Annotated in this window: 14 protein-coding genes; 4 read left to right on the plus strand and 10 right to left on the minus strand. The window is 65.9% G+C overall.

Going from position 1 to position 16814, the window contains the following annotated elements; translation table 11 throughout:
* Positions 1-60 precede the first annotated feature (60 nt).
* Together A1D30_RS13645 and A1D30_RS13650 are read left to right on the plus strand one after the other, a co-directional pair.
* A complete protein-coding gene (locus A1D30_RS13645) occupies positions 61-1116 on the plus strand; it encodes a tripartite tricarboxylate transporter substrate-binding protein (RefSeq protein WP_082836449.1) in 1056 nt (351 codons plus the stop codon).
* A gap of 62 nt (positions 1117-1178) precedes the next feature.
* Positions 1179-1697, plus strand: a complete 519-nt coding sequence (locus A1D30_RS13650; RefSeq protein ID WP_063461258.1) for a hypothetical protein — start codon at positions 1179-1181, stop codon at positions 1695-1697.
* 34 nt (positions 1698-1731) lie between these two features.
* Here the strand turns inward: A1D30_RS13650 and A1D30_RS13655 are convergent, their stop codons facing one another.
* Together A1D30_RS13655 and A1D30_RS13660 are read right to left on the minus strand one after the other, a co-directional pair.
* Positions 1732-2580 carry a ZIP family metal transporter gene (locus A1D30_RS13655; RefSeq protein WP_063461259.1) on the minus strand — a complete coding sequence of 283 codons (849 nt, stop codon included), beginning with the start codon at positions 2578-2580 and terminating at the stop codon, positions 1732-1734.
* Positions 2581-2723: 143 nt separating this feature from the next.
* A complete protein-coding gene (locus A1D30_RS13660) occupies positions 2724-3620 on the minus strand; it encodes a dienelactone hydrolase family protein (RefSeq protein WP_063461260.1) in 897 nt (298 codons plus the stop codon).
* Between the two features lie 287 nt (positions 3621-3907).
* Here A1D30_RS13660 and A1D30_RS13665 point away from each other — a divergent pair, with 287 nt between their 5' ends.
* Positions 3908-6298, plus strand: coding sequence for a GGDEF domain-containing protein (locus A1D30_RS13665; RefSeq protein ID WP_063461261.1), 2391 nt, complete (start codon positions 3908-3910; stop codon positions 6296-6298).
* A gap of 51 nt (positions 6299-6349) precedes the next feature.
* Here A1D30_RS13665 and A1D30_RS13670 read toward each other — a convergent pair whose 3' ends face one another.
* The 3 genes from A1D30_RS13670 to A1D30_RS13680 form a co-directional block, all read right to left on the minus strand.
* Complete coding sequence (locus A1D30_RS13670) at positions 6350-7303, minus strand: amino acid ABC transporter substrate-binding protein (RefSeq protein WP_242421884.1); 954 nt, start codon at positions 7301-7303, stop codon at positions 6350-6352.
* Between the two features lie 100 nt (positions 7304-7403).
* The gene (locus A1D30_RS13675) at positions 7404-8198 is read right to left on the minus strand and encodes an amino acid racemase (RefSeq protein WP_063461263.1); all 795 of its coding nucleotides are present in this window, start codon (positions 8196-8198) and stop codon (positions 7404-7406) included.
* A gap of 12 nt (positions 8199-8210) precedes the next feature.
* Positions 8211-9101 (minus strand): transporter substrate-binding domain-containing protein, encoded by an 891-nt coding sequence (locus A1D30_RS13680; RefSeq protein ID WP_063461264.1) that lies wholly within the window; start codon positions 9099-9101, stop codon positions 8211-8213.
* A gap of 314 nt (positions 9102-9415) precedes the next feature.
* Here A1D30_RS13680 and A1D30_RS13685 point away from each other — a divergent pair, with 314 nt between their 5' ends.
* Complete coding sequence (locus tag A1D30_RS13685) at positions 9416-10633, plus strand: D-amino acid dehydrogenase (protein WP_063461265.1); 1218 nt, start codon at positions 9416-9418, stop codon at positions 10631-10633.
* A 162-nt stretch (positions 10634-10795) separates the two neighbouring features.
* Here A1D30_RS13685 and A1D30_RS13690 read toward each other — a convergent pair whose 3' ends face one another.
* The 5 genes from A1D30_RS13690 to polA form a co-directional block, all read right to left on the minus strand.
* On the minus strand, positions 10796-11722 hold the full coding sequence (locus A1D30_RS13690) for a LysR substrate-binding domain-containing protein (protein WP_063461266.1): 927 nt from the start codon (positions 11720-11722) through the stop codon (positions 10796-10798).
* 97 nt (positions 11723-11819) lie between these two features.
* Positions 11820-12452 (minus strand): glutathione S-transferase, encoded by a 633-nt coding sequence (locus tag A1D30_RS13695; RefSeq protein ID WP_063461267.1) that lies wholly within the window; start codon positions 12450-12452, stop codon positions 11820-11822.
* Positions 12453-12474: 22 nt separating this feature from the next.
* Positions 12475-13380 carry a glutathione-dependent disulfide-bond oxidoreductase gene (gene yghU / locus A1D30_RS13700; RefSeq protein WP_063461268.1) on the minus strand — a complete coding sequence of 302 codons (906 nt, stop codon included), beginning with the start codon at positions 13378-13380 and terminating at the stop codon, positions 12475-12477.
* A gap of 142 nt (positions 13381-13522) precedes the next feature.
* Positions 13523-13918, minus strand: a complete 396-nt coding sequence (locus tag A1D30_RS24810; protein WP_082836450.1) for a DUF4279 domain-containing protein — start codon at positions 13916-13918, stop codon at positions 13523-13525.
* Positions 13919-13995: 77 nt separating this feature from the next.
* Positions 13996-16794: a DNA polymerase I gene (gene polA, locus A1D30_RS13705; protein WP_063461269.1), complete on the minus strand. Its 2799-nt coding sequence runs from the start codon at positions 16792-16794 to the stop codon at positions 13996-13998.
* Positions 16795-16814 lie beyond the last annotated feature (20 nt).

Below are 16814 nucleotides of genomic sequence, written 5' to 3' on the forward strand. Positions count from 1 at the left end.
GTTTCCGCAATACCTGCGCCAGATACTCCGGCGAACCTCTTCACCGTTCCAAGGAGCACCATGCGCAACTCCCTCCCCTGGCCCATTGCCCGCGCCGCAGGCGCCACCACAACCGCCGCCGCACCGCAACGAGCGGCCTTCTTGCAGCGCTGCGTCTTGGCGCTGGTGGCGGCCGTCGCGGCCGTGGGTTCCTTCGGCGCACATGCACAAGCTTTTCCCACCAAGCCCGTCACCTTGGTGATTCCGTTTGCGGCCGGTGGCCCGACGGACCTGCTGGGGCGCGCATTGGCGCAGTCCATGGGCGCAAGCCTGGGCCAGACGGTGATCGTGGAAAACCGTGCGGGCGCAGGCGGAACGGTGGCCTCTGCCTCGGTGGCACGCGCTGCCAAGGACGGCTACACGCTGCTGCTGCACCACATCGGCATGTCCACCGCGCCCAGCCTCTACCGCAAGCTGTCTTTCGACCCGCTGAAGGATTTCGAATACCTTGGCCAGGTGGCCGATGTGCCCATGACGGTCATCGGGCGCCCCGACCTGCCCGCCAAAACCCCGCAGGAGTTGATCAGCTACCTCAAGCGGGAAGGAAAGGCCGTCAACCTCTCGCACGCAGGGCTGGGTGCGGCGTCGCAGTTGTGCGGCATGCTGTTGCAGCAGGCGGTGGGCGCCGAGAGCACGACCGTGCCCTTCCAGGGGACCGCGCCTGCGTTGACCGCCCTGATCGGCGGGCAGGTGGACCTGATGTGCGACCAGTCGATGCAGACGGTGCAACACATCAAGTCGGGCAAGGTCAAGCTCTACGGCGTCACCACCCGCGAACGGCTCAAGCCCCTGCCGGATGCGCCGACGCTGCGCGAGGCCGGACTGAAAGACTTCGAGGTGGTGGTCTGGCACGGCCTCTATGCCCCCAAGGCCACACCCGCCCCGGTGCTGGCAGCCCTCAACACGGCGCTGAAAGCGGCGTTGAAAGACCCTGCACTCATCAAGCGGCTGGATGACGTGGGGGTGGTGGTCGTCAAACCAGAACTGCAAACGCCAGAGGGCCTGCGCACTCAGCTGTCTTCCGAGGTGGACCGCTGGGGCGCATTGATCCGGCAGGCAGGGACTTACGCTGACTGATCTGCATCACTCCCCCTGGCCCCAAGCACAAGAGCGTGCCAGCCACTGCGAACCTATTTGAAATGCAGCATCTCCCATCCACCAACCCCGGGCAGGCCGCCGTGAACCGCCGGTCCGCAGCTCCGCTGCAGCGCCATAGCGCCTGGCCGTGGGCTTGTGTAGCCCTGCTGGGTCTGGCGGCCTGTGGCCAGCCCACCGTGTCTGACCGCATTGGCGAGCAGGCCCGCAACAGCGGCATGGTGGACATGGCCCGGGCGGCCGAATTTGCGTGGACGCAGGTGCGCATCTACACCCCCTACAGCACCCGGCAAGCTGTCTGCAAAGACCTGGGTGATCTGGCGCCTGACTGCCTGAAAGAATCCCCTGCCAGCGTGGCGGAAGGCGAGTTTCTCCTCGTGTTCATCAACGAAGGGAAAGGGGCGCGGTACGAACCACACCGCCGCAGCAATGGCAATTTTTTGAGCCACACCGGCGTGCTGGCCTTGCAGCGCCACGCGGCCGTGCTGGATGTGGTGCCCTCCAGATCGGCGCGCCAGGGCAACGCCTTCTACCTGAAACCCAGGCCCCCCGCCCCGCGCTGACGGGGGCTGCGCATTGCGCAGGGGCGATTCACCGTCAATGCGCGTGCGCCGCGCCGCTCACCAGCGTCACGATCACCATGCCTGCGATCAGCCAGGCGATTTGCGCAATGGTCTCGCGCGCCGTGAGGCGCTTTTGCAGCTGGGGGATCAGGTCGGCCAGCGCCACATACACAAAACTGCTCGACGCCACGGCCAGGAAGTACGGCAAAAAGTCCTGCAGCTGCCCCACCAGGAAGTAGCCCACCACCCCGCCCAGCGCCGTCACCGCGCCCGCCAGCGACACCTTGACCAGCGCCATGCGGCGGTTGGTGCTGGTCTGGCGCAGCACCACCAGATCGCCCATGTGGTGCGGCACCTCGTGCGCCAGCACCGACACGGCAGCAATCACCCCCAGGCGGATGTCGGCCAGGAAGGCCGAGGCGATCAGGATGCCGTCGCCAAAACAATGCACGCTGTCGCCGGTCAACACGGCCCAGCCGCCCGAGCGCGGGCCATGGTGGTGGTGCGCATGGCCATGGTCATGGCCGTGGTGGGCATCGTGGGTATGCCCCTGGCCGTGGGCGTGGTCCTGTGCGGCAGGCGCGGGGTGGCTGTGCTCATGCCCGTGGTGCCACAGCTCGGCCTTGTCGAGCAGGAAGAAGAACACCACGCCCACCAGCAGGGTGGCAAACAGGTCGTGCGCACCCGCCTGGCTCTCGAACGCCTCGGGCAGCAGGTGCATGAAAGCCGTGGCCAGCAGGGCCCCTGCCGCCAGGCTAAGGAGGTGCTGCGGGCCCACACTGTCGGCCCGCCCGCCCAGGCCCAGCCGCATGAGCAGTGCGGCCAGCCACACGCTGCCAATGCCTGCGGCCAGTGTGGCCAGAATGATTGCTATCAAAGTCATAGCTAATTGCGCTTTATAGACAGGCGCCAGGGCCTATTTTCTTTCAAAAAACCACACCCGAAATCGCGATAAAAAAGCCGCCCCCGTTGGGGGCGGCTGCAGTCGGCCCACCGGCACAGGGCCGGATCCAGGGGCACAGGGGGTCAGACCACGCCCTGCGCCTTGAACCAGGCCAGCGCACGCTTCCAGCCATCCTCGGCCGCTTCCTTGCGATAGCTCGCACGGTAGTCGGCATGGAAGGCATGGGGCGCGTCGGGGTACACCACAAATTCCGATGCCTTGGCCTGCGGCGAGCCACCGGCCAGGGCAGCTTTCATCTTATCAACCGTGTCAAGGGGGATGCCGGTGTCTTTTTCACCATACAGGCCCAGCACGGGCGCCTTGAGGATGGGGGCGATGTCCACGGGGTGCTTGGGCGTGAGTTCGCTCGCCTGGCCCACCAGGCGGCCATACCAGGCCACACCGGCCTTGACGGGGCCATGCGCGGCATACAGCCAGGTGATGCGCCCCCCCCAGCAAAAGCCGGTGATGCCCACCCGCGCCGCGTCGCCACCGTTGGCGGCGGCCCACTGCACGGCGCCATCCAGGTCGGCCATCACCTGGGCATCGGGCACCTTGGAAACCACCTCGGCCATGAGCTTGGCGATTTCGGTGTATTGCGAAGGGTCGCCCTGGCGCGCGTACAGCTGGGGCGCAATGGCCAGGTAGCCCGCCTTGGCAAACCGGCGGCAGGTGTCGGCGATGTATTCGTGCACGCCAAAAATCTCCTGGATCACCAGCACCACCGGCAGGCCCGTCTTGCCCGCCGGTGCCGCGCGGTAGGCGGGCACCTTGAAGCCATTGACCGTGAAGCTCACCTCGCCCGCCGTCAGCCCATCGGCCGGTGTGGCAATGGCCGTCTGGGCCATGATGGGTGCGGCGGCAGCCGCGTAGCCCAGGCCCAGCGCCGCTTGCAGAGCAGTGCGGCGGGTGGCGCCCGCATCAGTGGTGCGGCCCGGCAGCAGGGCATGGGCGTCGGTGTGGAGGTCGTCATTGAGCATGGGGTTCTCCGAAAAAGGGGGGCCAAGAAAGGGACGAGCCCCGCAGTCTAGGGCTTGTTGCTGGGTTTTGCAGGCCGCCTGGCTGCAGCCCCCAGGGCGCGCTTCCCAGCGGCCCGTGGCCCCGCTGGGGTTTACCGCAGGGCGGCATTTTCGGGTATCGAAATTGGGGCAGCACTGCTAGACTTTCTTCGAACCGCCCGGCGCCTGCCGTGTGCGCCCCCACCAACCCACCCCGTGCCCCCCAGGTAGCCCAGCCCCTCAGCCCCTCGCCGCGACTGCCCCACCGCATGCACCGCACCACGCCCCCCACCCTGCCGCGCGGACACCTGCTGGCGTTGCTGGTGGCGGGGGTTTGTGGTGCTGGCGGCTTGGCCCTGCTCACCTGGGCGCTGGCCAGCCGGTCCATGGACCTGGCGACCCGCATTGCATTCACGGCTGCCGGGGCCGGGCTGGTGGCCAGCGCATTGCTGTCATGGTGGCTGGTGCGGCAGGTGTGGGCACTGCGCGCCACGGCCAGCGAGGCCCAGGCAGCCGCCCGGCGCGCCAGCACCCAGCTGTCGGCCACACTCGACATCCTGCCGGACGGGCTGGCCATCTACGACGCTGACGACCGCCTGGTGCTTTGCAACGCCCAGTACCGCGAGGTGAACACGGGCACCTCGATGGCGGTCGAATACGGCACGCTGTTCGAGGATGTGCTGCGCCGCGCCGCGCGCTCGGGCCACATTGTGGACGCGCGGCCCGACGTGGACACCTGGCTCGCACACCGCATGGCCCGCCATCGCGCCCCCGAGCTGCCTGAAGTGCAGGAGGTCGAGGGCGACCGCTGGATGCGGATCACCGAACGCCTCACCGAAGGGGGCGGCGTGGTGGTGCTGCGTGCCGACATCACCGATGTCGTGCACAAGGAACGCGCCCTCAAGCAGGCGCTGCACGATGCCGAGCGCGCCGAACGCAGCCTGCGCGAGGCCGTCAATGCCATGCCCGCCGGGCTCGAAATCTATGACGAGAGCGACCGCCTGGTGCTGTGCAATGACCAGATGGCGCGGCTGCGCCCGCACCTGCCGGTGGCGGAGTCGCTGGGCAAGACCTACGAAGAGCTGCTGCGCGCGGGCCTGCGCCACGGCATCCCCCAGGAGGCCAGTGGCCAGGAAGAGCTGTGGCTGGCGCACGAAATGGCGCTTCGTGGCCACCGGCCCGGCCCAGAGGTGCGCCACTACCCCAACGGCGCCTGGATGCACATGCACGAAAGCCGCACGCCCTCGGGCATGACAGTGGTGGTGCGTCTGGACATCAGCGACCTGATCGAGCAGCGCCACAAGGTCGATGCCGCCCGGCAAGAGAACCAGCGCATCCGGCAGCTGCTGGAGCGTGCGGTCGAAGCCCTGCCCGTGAGCATTGAGATCTTTGACGAGCAGGACCGCCTGGTGCTTTTCAACCAGCAGCTCTCGCGCATGTACCCGCACATGAACTACGCAGAGCATCTGGGCAAGGGCTTTGCCGACATCCTGCGCTACTCGGTGGAGCGGGGCCTGATCCCCTCGGCCCAGGGCCGCGAAGAGGCCTGGATTGCCGAGCGCCTGTCCGAGCACGGCAGCCGCACATCCACCCTGGTGCAGCGCCTGGCCGACGGGCGCTGGATCAACATCTACGAAACCCGCACCCCCGAGAACTACGTGGTGGCGGTGCGTCTGGACATCACAGACCTGATCGAGCAGCGCCAGGCCCTGGAGAGCGCCCAGGAGGCCGCCCAGCAGGCGCGCCAGCTGCTCCAGGACGCAGTCGAATCCCTGCCCGAAGGGTTCGCCCTGTTCGATGCCGACGACAGGCTGGTGGTGTGCAACGCACAGTACCGCAGGCTCTACCCCATCTCGGCGCCGGTGATCGTGCCGGGCAGCACGTTCGAGCAGATTGCTCGTTATGGCGCCGAGCGGGGCCAGTACCTGGACGCCGTGGGCAACGAAGAGGGCTGGGTCGCCCAGCGCGTGGCCGACCACCGCGCGGCCAACCAGGCCGTGCTGCAACGCCTGCCCGAGGGCCGCTGGCTGCAGGCCGACGAGCGGCGCACGCCCCAGGGCGGCATTGCCGGTGTGCGCACCGACGTGACCCAGCTGGTGCGCAAGGAGCAGGAACTGGCCGCCGCCAACGCCAAGCTGGCCCTGCTGTCCACCACCGACGGCGTGACCGGCATCAGCAACCGGCGCCGCTTTGACGAACGGCTGGCCGCCGAGTGGATGCGCTGCGGCCGTCACCACCTGCCGCTGGCCGTGGTGCTGATCGACATCGACCATTTCAAGCTCTACAACGACCACTATGGCCACCTGGCGGGCGACGAATGCCTGCGCCGCGTGGCCCAGCTGCTGCAGGGCAATATCCGCCGCGCAGACGAAATTGCCGCCCGCTATGGCGGCGAAGAGTTTGTGCTGCTGCTGCCTGACGCCACCGTGGCCGACGCGGTGACGGCCGCCCAGCGCTGCATGGACAGCCTGCGCGAAGCCGCCCTGGCCCATCCCCGCTCGCCCACAGCGCCCACCGTCACGCTCAGCGCGGGTGTGGCCAGCATGGTGCCGCGCCCCGGAGCCCAGCCAGACAGCCTGGTGCAGGCCGCCGACGCGGCCCTGTACCGCGCCAAACATGGCGGCCGCAACCGGCTGGAGGTGTTTGACCCGGGCCCTTGATCCTGCCCGGCGTCACTGGCGTTGCATGCCAGGCCTGGAGCACTGCCCGGCCTACTGCGGCACGTAGTCCGACGGGTACTTGAGCGAATCCACCAGCAGGTGTGGCATGCGCATGCCCAGGTTGATGCCCTGGGGCGGAATCGGCTGAGTGAACCACTTGTCGTACAGCCGGTGCAGCTCGCGGGTCTGGATCAGGCGGCGCAGCTCGGCATCCACCACGGCCTTGAGTTCGGGGTTGTTGCGCTCAAACGCCACCGCATAGGGCTCGATGGTCATGGGCTTGCCGATGACCTTCAGGTCCTGCGGCTTGGCATGGCTGGCGCGCAGCCCGTACAGCAGCACGTCGTCCATCGCAAACCCCTCCACCTTGCCGCTCACCACCCAGCCAAAGCCCTCGGCGTGGTCCTTGGCGGGCTCGATGCGCACACGCACCGACTTGGTGGCCGCCTCACGCGCCAGCGAATCGATGTTGGTGGTGCCCGCCGTGGACGCCAGCGTCTTGCCGTCCAGGTCTTCGATGCGCGAATACGGTTTGTCGCTTTGCACCACGATGCGCGACGAGGCGATGAAATGCGCAATGGTGAACGCCACACGCTGGCGGCGCGCTGCCGTGTTGGTGGTGGAGCCACATTCCAGGTCCACCTCGCCTTTTTCAATGGCATCAAAGCGGGTGCTGGACGTGACCAGGCGGTAGGCCACCTTGGTCTCGCGCAGCTTGAGGTGGCGCCCCAGCGCCTGCGCAAGCTGCAGGCAGACGTCCACGCTGTAGCCCATGGGGGTTCCATTGGCCACATAGGACATTGGCATGGACGATTCCCGGTGGCCGATGACCACCACACCGCTGGACTGGATGCGTTGCAGCGTGCCACCCGCGGCAGGTGGCGGCAAAGATGGTGCCGCCGACTGGGCCCACGCCTTGCCACCCCCTGCTCCGCCGAACGCGAACGCGAGCATTGCCGCCCCCACGCTCGCGCCCAGCCTCTTGCCAACCGTCGTGAATGCCATGACTTTCACCTTCATTCAGGAAGCCGCCACCCCAGTCGGGCTGGGAGATCGTGGCGAGAAAAAGAAGCCGCACCCCTTCGGGCATCCCGCAGCGTCGGGCTCAGCAGGCGCGCTCGGTATCGCTGTAGGCATGCCGGTCGCTGTAGGCATGCCGGGCCAGAGCCGAGGCCAGCACCACCGAGGGGTTCACCAGCGATATTCCTTCCAGCCGGGGGTGCTCCGACAGCGCCAGCGGAATCTCGGTGCAGCCCATGATCAGCGTGGACACGCCGTAGCGCTCCTGCAGCGCAATCGACACGGCTTCAAAGCGCTGGCGCGCCAGCGGGTAGTTGCCCGCTTTCACGCCTTCGTAGATGCCCTGCATCAACTGCTCGCGCTCAGGATCGTCGGGCACAAAGCAATCGATGCGCGCCCGCTCCAGCTCGCGCTGATACAGACCGGCGTCGTAGGCGCCACGCGTGGCCAGCAGCCCCACGCCCTGCACCTTGCGCGCCGCCAGCTCGGCCACCACCTCCTGCACACCGTGCAAAACCACCATCTGCGGAAACCGCTGCTGCAGGATGCCGTGCCACGCGTGGGCCGTGTTGCAGGCAATCGCCACCACCCGCGCACCCAGCGCGGCCAGTCGCCCGGTGGCCTGCAGCATCGGGTCTGCGGGCTGGTGGGCACCGGGGCGCGTGTCGCTCAGCGCGGCCGTGCGGTCCGGGATGGGCACCTGCGCCAGCCAATGCTCGGGGTAGGCCTGATCACGCACCGGAATACCCAACACCTCCATGCGTGTTGTGCAGGCCTGCACGAACAGGCGCACAAAATCCGCTCCGGCGGCGGGGCCCATACCGCCCAGGATGCCCACCACCTGCGGGGCGTGCGTGGGGCTTGCAGACACCAAAGACATGTGCGCTCCGGCTTACTGGGCGGGCTTGTCGCTCTGCGCCACCAGGTTCTCGCGCAGCTCTTTGCTCATGGCCAGGTTCAGGTTCTGGTTGCGCGGCGGCACGGGCGACATGAACCACTTGGTATAGAGCTTGTCGAATTCGCCGGACTTCATCATCCCGCCGATCACGCCGTTGACCAGCGCCTGGAACTGCGGGTCGTCCTTGCGCAGCATGCAGGCATAGGGCTCCACCTGCAGCGAATCGCCCACCACCGTCCACTCGGCCGGGTTGCGCTGGTTGCCCATCAGGCCAAACAGCAGGATGTCATCCATCGCAAACGCCTCGGCCCGCCCCGATTCCACCAGCAACAAGGAATCGTCATGGTCCTTGCCCAGCACGATGTCCATGTCCAGGTTCTGGTCGCGGTTGTACTTGCGAATCACCTGCGCATTGGTGGTGCCCGAGGTACTGGCCACCTTCTTCTTGGCCAGGTCGGCGTAGTTCTTGACGCCCGAGGTTTTCTTGGTCAGCAGGCGCGTGCCGGTGTAGAAGTAGTTGACGGCAAATTGCACATCCTTGCCGCGCACGCTGTTGTTGGTGGTCGATCCGCACTCCAGGTCGATGGTGCCGTTGGTCAGCAGCGGAATGCGGTTCTGCGATGTCACCGCCTGCAGCTCCACCTTGAGGGCAGGGTTGTTCACGCGCTTCTTCACGGCATCGACCACCGCGTTGGAGATGTCCACCGCAAAGCCCACGGGCACGCCCGGGCCCGACAGGTAGCTGAAGGGCACCGACGACTCGCGGTAGGCCAGCGTGATCTTGCCCGACTCGGCAACCTTCTTGAGGGTATCGGCGCTGACGACGGTGCTGGCCAGCAGGCCGGTAACCACGATGGCGGCGGAGGTGACGGCGGAGAGCTTCATGGGAATCCCTTTGCGAAAAATCAGGTGGGTGATTGAAAAATTCGGAACGCAGGGGCACTGTAAAAATTCGCGCCGCCGTTGAACAATTCATTTGCACGGGTATGTCATGACCAAAAGTTATGCCACCGATTTGGTGCACGCCGCCGCACCATCCAAGTGCCATTGCGCCCGCTACAAGGGGCTTTTTCACACGCCCCGCCTCCCACCGGTGCACACGCATAACTTCCCGGCATGGCTGCGCATGGCATTGGCATTGTTCAAAGGCCAGCCCTCACCCTACATTGACTTTCAGTCAACAACGTAGAACACACAAGATGCAGGTATGTGTCCTTGGCGCAGGCATCGTGGGCCTGGCCACCGCGTATGAACTCCACCAGCGCGGCATGCAGGTGACCGTGATCGACCAGGCCCAACCCGGCACAGGCGCCAGCGGCGGCAATGGCGCGCAATTGAGCTACAGCTATGTGCAGCCTCTGGCCAATGCCGACCTGTGGCAACAGTTGCCCGAACTGCTGCTGTCGCCCCGCTCACCGCTCAAGATGCGCCCGCAGTGGGACGTGCACCAGTGGCGCTGGGGCCTGGAGTTTTTGCGGGCCTGCAACCGGCGCACGTCCGAGCGCAGCACCGAGCAGCTGCTGGCCCTGGCCACACTCAGCCGCCACGGTTTTGAAGCCATGCGGCAGGCTGAGCAGCTGGACTGCGATTTCTCCAGCACCGGCAAGCTCGTGCTGTACAGCACCCCCGCTGGCCTCGCCGCAGCACAGCGGCAGATGGAGCTGCAGCGCGCCTGGGGCAGCGAGCAAGAATCCGTATCGCCCCAGCGCTGCGTGGAGATTGAACCCGCTCTGCAGCACTACCAGAGCCACATCGCAGGCGCCATCCACACGCCCAGCGAATGCGCGGCCGATTGCCTGGCGGTGTGCCAGGGCCTGCACAGGATTTTGGCCGCGCGCGGGGTGCATTTTGTGCTCGGCGCCCGCATCGAGGGTTTTGTGCGCCGCGCGCAGCGCATTGCAGCCGTCCAGACCAGCGCGGGCGCCATCGAGGCACAGCAGTTTGTGCTGGCCCTGGGCAGTGCCAGCCACCAGGCGGCGCAGACGCTGGGTTTTCGCCTGCCCGTCTATCCGCTCAAGGGCTACAGCATCACGCTGGATACGACGGACGCTGCCAATGCCGCGCCCCGCGTCAACGTGACCGACGCGGCGCGCAAGGTGGTGTTTGCACGCATCGGCCAGCGGCTGCGCGTGGCGGGCATGGCCGAACTGGTGGGGCACAACCACCATATCCCACCCGCGCGCATCCAGAGCCTGCGCGAAGCCACCCGTGCGCTGTTTCCGGGCTGCAGCGACTTCGGTGAACTGCGCCCCTGGACCGGCATGCGCCCGGCCACGCCCACGGGCGTGCCACTGGTGGGCAGGCACCCCCACGCCCCCGACAACCTGCTGCTGAACACGGGCCACGGCGCGCTGGGCTTTACGCTGGCGTTTGGCACGGCAGCGCAGGTGGCCGAACTGGTGGCGCCAGCGGCTTGACGCTGACGCGGACCAACGACAGCCCGCGATGTTGGCCCTGCATTGTTGAGCTTGAACCACCGTTCGGGCTGAGCTTGTCGAAGCCACGCGCGGCGCTTCGACGAGCTCAGCGTGAACGGCTTCAAGTGGTTTGAAGTGGGTGGAAGTCGCCCAATAAAAGCGTTACTCGGCTTCCCGCAGACCCACCGACTCCAGCGTCTCGGCCACCGCCTGGCGCATGCACTGCGTCATGGCGCTGGCCAGCAGCGAGCTGGGCCGGTTCACGGTGCGCAATGACTTGATGGGCACGGCAATATGCGGCGCCAGTGCCAGCACATCGACCTTGCTGCGGTCGGCCGACGCCGCCGTGCATGTGTCCACCACCGCCACCGCGTGGCCGTGGTGCGCCAATGCCAGCGCAGCGTGGTAGGTCTGCACCGTGATCGCCGTCTGCAGCCCCACCCCCGCTTCGCGGCAGGCATGGTTGACCACCGTGCCGATGGGGTCGCGCACATCGAGCCGCACCACGGGCGTTTCTGCCAGGTCAGACAGGTGCACCACCCCTGCCGCCACCAGCGCAGCGCTCAGCATGCCCTTAGGCGCCACACACACCATGCGGCCATCGGCCAGGTGCTCTTGCGTGAGCGCGGGGTGGGCAATGGCGCTGAACACAAAACCCACATCCGCCTCCTGCAGCACCAGGGCCGACACGATCTGCGGCGAGTGCAGCGCATCGATGGTGACCTTCACGTCCGGGTGCTTCTGCCGAAAGAACCGCAGCGCGCGTGGCAACACCTCGTAGCTCAGCGCCAGCACGCTCAGGATGTGCAGCTCGCCCTCGCGCTGGTCGCTCTTGAGGCTGTTGGCCAGGCGCTGCACATCGTCCAGCTGGGTGAACAGGCGCTCGATGTGCGGGTACAGGGTCTGCGCCTCGGTGGTGGGCACCAGCTTGCCCTTGAGGCGATGGAACAGCGGAAAGCCCAGTTGCAATTCGGCATGCGCCAGGATACGGCTGACCGCAGGCTGCGTGACGTTGATGAGGCGAGCCGCCGCGCTCACGCTGCCGGTGAGCATGACGGCGTTGAAAACTTCTATGTGGCGAAGGCGCATGGGCTGACGATGCAAGGAATGGGCCGCAAGCGCAATCCTTGCATGTACCCATTGATAAATGGCGCACTCAAACCGCGCCCACTGCAAGCGTCTGAGGCTACAACGACATCGACGACCGCGCCGCCATGGCCGCGCGCCAGCGCAGCAGGTGCGGATGCTGGTCGCCGGGCTTGTGCTTGACCACACGCGCAAAGTCCACCGCCACCACCGCCGTGATGTCGGCCACGCTGAAGCGGTCGGTGGCAATGAAGTCACGGCCTGCCAGGCGCTCGTTGAGCAGGTGGAAGAACTGCCCCACACGCACCAGTCCACGCTCGGCCAGGGCCGGGATTTGCGGGTAGTCCACCGCGCCGGGCAATGCCCGGTTGGCCATGGCGGGCGCGCTGTTGCGCAGCGCCTCGGCAATGGCCTGCAGGCCCTCGAACTCCATGCGCCAGTTCCAGCTCGCAATCTCGGCCTTTTCTGCAGGCGTCTCGCCCAGCAGTGCAGGCTGCGGGTAGCGCGCCTCCACATACGCCGTGATCGCCGCGTTGTCAGTCAGCAGCAGACCCTCTTCGGTGCGCAGCGCGGGCACTGTGCACTGCGGGTTGATCTGGCGATACGCGTCACCCAGTTGCTCGCCATTGCGCAGGTCCACCTGCACGGTGTTGTGGGTCACGCCCTTTTCTGCCAGCAGGATGCGCGCACGGCGCGGGCTGGGCGCGGTGGCGCAGTCATACAAAGTGATCATAGTGACGCCTTGCAAAAAACACTCAGCGTGCGGGTGAAGAAGCCGCTGCCGCCGCCGCCTCGATCTTGTCCTGCGTCTTGGTGTCAAAGTCGCTGGCGTCATGCCGCTCGCGCAGCTGGCTGGCCGGGTCTCCATTGACGCGGTTGACCTTGCGCCCGCGCTGCACTGCCGGGCGCTTGGCCACCTGCTCGGCCCAGCGCACCACATGCGTGTATTCATGCACCTGCAAAAACTCGCCTGCGTTGTAGGCCTGGCCCTTCACCATCAGGCCATACCAGGGCCAGATCGCCATGTCGGCCACCGTGTACTCATCGCCCGCCACGTATTCGGTCACGGCCAGGCGCTGGTTCAGCACATCCAGCTGACGCTTGGCCTCCATCGCATAGCGGTCAATCGCGTACTCGATCTTGACCGGCGCATAGGCATAAAAATGCCCAAACCCGCCACCCACAAACGGCGCACTACCCATCTGCCAGAACAGCCACGACAGGCACTCCGCCCGCGCCGCACCTTCCTTGGGAAAAAAGGCGCTGCCGAACTTCTCTGCCAGGTACATCAGGATGGCGCCGGACTCAAACACCCGCACCGGGTTGGCCGGGTCGGTGCGGTCCAGCAGCGCGGGGATCTTGGAGTTGGGGTTCACAGACACGAAGCCGCTGCCGAACTGCTCTCCCTCGTTGATGCGAATCAGCCACGCGTCGTACTCTGCCCCGCTGTGGCCTAGCGCCAGCAGCTCTTCCAGCATCACGGTCACCTTCACGCCATTGGGCGTGCCCAGCGAGTAGAGCTGCAGCGGGTGCTTGCCTACAGGCAGCTCCTTGTCGTGCGTAGCCCCGGCAACAGGCCGGTTGATGCTGGCGAAGTGGCCGCCGTTTTCTTTGTTCCATTGCCAGATGGCGGGGGGGGCGTAGGGAGTGCGATCGTGCATGCAGGGCTCCAAGCAAATTGATAGGCGAAGCGAAAGGGGTCTCTTGCGGCTATCAAAGGAGTCTAGCGATGCCATTGACTTATTGCTGGGCTGAACCGAATGTCCCGCTAAGTAGCCCGCCCCTATCCCGCGATGGCAGGCCTCACGGCGATTCATACGCTACAACCGAATACGAACAACCCAGCTCGGAAAGACTACGGAGCATGGCAGGAGAAAGATCCGCTACCAGCCCTTGGCCGTGCGCTCCCCAAACGTAAGAGGTCACTGTTACTTCTAAATTTTCCGAAGCGGCGAGCGCCGTAATCTCGTGCTTGTGCGGCAGCAGTTCTCGCAACAGCTCCTGAAGCTCTCGCTCTACCCCTGCGGACTCGCGCTTTTCTCGGACGAGAGCCCACCATGAATCCGGAGAAGGAACTTTACCGGTGATATCCCCGCGTTGCGCTTTACCACTGGGGGAGATACCCATCTGCCTAGTCCAGACAGAAACGTCGGCAACGCGGTTAACTGCGATTAGATGAAACGTTGTCTCAACGAGCATTTAAGCCTCCGATGACCTTGGTTAACACGTCCCAAGACCCAGTCTGATAGACACTTGCCGAGCTTGCCCTCACAACCTCAATGCGCCTTATCCCAATTAGCCCCCACTCCCACCTCCGCCAGTAACGGCACCTTCAGCGCCGCCACCTCGGCCATCAAGCGCGGAATGTGGGTCTTGAGCCAGTCCACCTCGCCCTCGGGCAGCTCGAACACCAGTTCATCGTGCACCTGCATGATCATCTTGATGTCCGGCTTGTGCGCGTCCAGCTCTTTTTGCACGGCCACCATGGCCAGCTTGATCAAGTCTGCCGCCGTGCCTTGCATGGGCGCGTTGATGGCGGCGCGCTCGGCACCGGCGCGGCGGGGGCCGTTGGGGGAGTTGATTTCGGGCAGGTAGAGGCGTCGGCCAAACACGGTTTCGACGTAGCCCATGGATTTGGCGGCGGCCTTGGTGTCGTCCATGTACTGCTTCACGCCGGGGTAGCGCTGGAAGTATTTGTCGATGTAGGCGGCGGCTGCTTTGGTCTCGATGCCCAGGTTCTTGGCCAGGCCAAAGCTGCTCATGCCGTAGATGAGGCCAAAGTTGATGACCTTGGCGTAGCGGCGTTGCTCGCTGGTGACCTGATCGACCTCCACCCCAAACACTTCAGCGGCAGTGGCGCGGTGCACGTCCAGCCCGGCGTGGAAGGCGTGCAGCAGCGAGTGGTCGCCGCTCAGGTGGGCCATGATGCGCAGCTCGATCTGGGAGTAGTCGGCGCTGGCGATCACGCGGCCTGCAGGGGCCACAAAGGCCTCGCGCACGCGGCGGCCTTCGGGGGTGCGGATGGGGATGTTCTGCAGGTTGGGATCGTTGCTGGACAAGCGGCCTGTGACGGCCACGGCCTGCGCGTAGTGCGTGTGCACGCGGCCTGTGCGTGGCAGGGCCAGTTGGGCGAGCTTGTCGGTGTAGGTGCCTTTGAGCTTGACCAGGCCCCGGTGCTCCAGCAGCTTGGCGGGCAGGGGGTAGTCCTCGGCCAGCTTTTCCAGCACTTCTTCGTCGGTGCTGCGGGCGCCGGTGGCGGTCTTTTTGACCACGGGCATGCCCAGCTTGTCGAAGAAGATTTCGCCCAGTTGCTTAGGGCTGCTCAGGTTGAAGGGCTGGCCTGCAATCTCATACGCCTCGGTTTCGAGCTGCAAGATGCGCTGGCCCAGCTCGTGGCTCTGCGCGGCCAGCGTGGGGGCGTCGATGAGCACGCCGTTGCGTTCGATGCGGTACAGGGCCTCGCTGCTCTGCATCTCCAGTTCGTAGATGAAGCGCAGTTTGTCATCGGCCTGCAGCAGGGGCCACAAGGCGTTGTGCACGTCCAGGGTCTGGTCAGAGTCTTCGCACGAATAGGCGGCGGCTTTGTCCACGGGCACTTGCGCAAACGGGATCTGGTGCGCGCCCTTGCCGCACAGGTCTTCATAGGTGATGCCCTTGCGGCCGGTGTGGCGCTCGGCCAGGCTGGTCAGGTTGTGGGGCTTGTGCACTTCGAGCACGTAGCTTTGCAGCATGGTGTCGTGCGCGTAGCCCTGCACCTCAATGCCGTGGTTGGCGAACACATGGCGGTCGTATTTGATGTGCTGGCCCAGCTTGTGGTGCTTGGGGTCTTCCAGCCAGGGCTTGAGGCGGGCGAGCACTTCGTCGATGGACAGTTGCTCTGGCGCATCGGGGCCTTCGTGGCGCAGGGGAATGTAGGCGGCCTCGCCGGGCTGTACGCTGAAACTGATGCCGACGATTTGCGCGCGCATCTCGTCGAGGGAGTCGGTTTCGGTGTCGATGGCCGCCAGCGGGGCTTTCTGCAGGCGCTCCAGCCACTGGTCAAAGTCGGCCCAGTTGAGGATGGTGTCGTACACCACGGTGCGGTGCTGGGCTTCTTCGGCCACGGTGCTGGCGGAATGATCGGCAAACAGATCGCCGCTTTGGCCGGGCATGGCGACGGTGGGGGCTGTGGCGGCGGGGGCCGCGCCACCCTTGATGGCGCTGGCCAAGCCCTTGAAGCCGTACTTTTCGTAAAAGGGCAGCAGGCCAGCGTTGTCCGGCGCGTCCAGCGTGATGTCGTCAAACGCGGGCAGGCCGGGGATGTAGTCGGCCAACGCGCAGTCGGTCTTCATGGTGACCAGCTGGCGGCTCAAGGCCAGCTGGCCGCTGGCAATGGCCTCGCGCAGGTTGTTGCCTGCCACGCCCTTGATGGCGTCGGCGTTGGCAATCAGGTTGTCGAGCGAGCCATATTCTTCCAGCCACTTGGCGGCTGTTTTGGGGCCCACCTTGGTAACGCCGGGCACGTTGTCCACGGTGTCACCCACCAGGGCCTGGTAGTCCACCATCAGCGCAGGCGGTACGCCAAACTCTGCTGTCACGCCCGCCACATCGCGGCGCTTGCCGCTCATGGTGTCGATGATGGTGATGTGCTCGTTGACCAGCTGGCTCAAATCTTTGTCGCCGCTGGACACAATGACCTCAATGCCCTGCGCTGCCGCCACGTTGGCCAGGGTGGCGATAACGTCGTCGGCCTCCACGCCGGGCACGGCCACCACCTTCCAGCCCAGCAGGTCCACCACCTCGTGGATGGGCTCGATCTGGCTGCGCAGGTCGTCGGGCATGGGCGAGCGCGTGGCCTTGTATTCGGTGTACAAGGCATCGCGGAAGGTGGGGCCCGAGGCGTCGAACACGCAGACAGCGTAGTCAGCAGGCACCTCTTTGCGCAGCGCCTGCATCATGTTGATCATGCCGCGAATGGCACCGGTGGCAGGGCTGCCAGGGTCGCCCGGCACGGCCCGCAAGTCGGGCATGGCGTGGAAGGCGCGGTAGAGGTAGCTGGAGCCGTCCACCAGCACCAGGGTCTTTTTGTCAGTCATCCGGCAATTGTGCACGGCTG

Source organism: Acidovorax sp. GW101-3H11 (assembly GCF_001633105.1).
Taxonomy (GTDB): domain Bacteria; phylum Pseudomonadota; class Gammaproteobacteria; order Burkholderiales; family Burkholderiaceae_C; genus Acidovorax.

Excerpts from the sequence above, each read along its gene's own strand:
- A1D30_RS13685 (WP_063461265.1), top strand. The coding sequence starts at position 9,416 with ATGCAGGTATGTGTCCTTGGCGCAGGCATCGTGGGCCTGGCCACCGCG.
- A1D30_RS13670 (WP_242421884.1), bottom strand. The coding sequence starts at position 7,303 with ATGGCATTCACGACGGTTGGCAAGAGGCTGGGCGCGAGCGTGGGGGCG.
- A1D30_RS13660 (WP_063461260.1), bottom strand. The coding sequence starts at position 3,620 with ATGCTCAATGACGACCTCCACACCGACGCCCATGCCCTGCTGCCGGGC.
- A1D30_RS13695 (WP_063461267.1), bottom strand. The coding sequence starts at position 12,452 with ATGATCACTTTGTATGACTGCGCCACCGCGCCCAGCCCGCGCCGTGCG.
- A1D30_RS13675 (WP_063461263.1), bottom strand. The coding sequence starts at position 8,198 with ATGTCTTTGGTGTCTGCAAGCCCCACGCACGCCCCGCAGGTGGTGGGC.
- A1D30_RS13680 (WP_063461264.1), bottom strand. The coding sequence starts at position 9,101 with ATGAAGCTCTCCGCCGTCACCTCCGCCGCCATCGTGGTTACCGGCCTG.
- A1D30_RS13650 (WP_063461258.1), top strand. The coding sequence starts at position 1,179 with ATGCAGCATCTCCCATCCACCAACCCCGGGCAGGCCGCCGTGAACCGC.
- yghU (WP_063461268.1), bottom strand. The coding sequence starts at position 13,380 with ATGCACGATCGCACTCCCTACGCCCCCCCCGCCATCTGGCAATGGAAC.
- polA (WP_063461269.1), bottom strand. The coding sequence starts at position 16,794 with ATGACTGACAAAAAGACCCTGGTGCTGGTGGACGGCTCCAGCTACCTC.
- A1D30_RS13665 (WP_063461261.1), top strand. The coding sequence starts at position 3,908 with ATGCACCGCACCACGCCCCCCACCCTGCCGCGCGGACACCTGCTGGCG.
- A1D30_RS24810 (WP_082836450.1), bottom strand. The coding sequence starts at position 13,918 with ATGCTCGTTGAGACAACGTTTCATCTAATCGCAGTTAACCGCGTTGCC.
- A1D30_RS13645 (WP_082836449.1), top strand. The coding sequence starts at position 61 with ATGCGCAACTCCCTCCCCTGGCCCATTGCCCGCGCCGCAGGCGCCACC.
- A1D30_RS13690 (WP_063461266.1), bottom strand. The coding sequence starts at position 11,722 with ATGCGCCTTCGCCACATAGAAGTTTTCAACGCCGTCATGCTCACCGGC.
- A1D30_RS13655 (WP_063461259.1), bottom strand. The coding sequence starts at position 2,580 with ATGACTTTGATAGCAATCATTCTGGCCACACTGGCCGCAGGCATTGGC.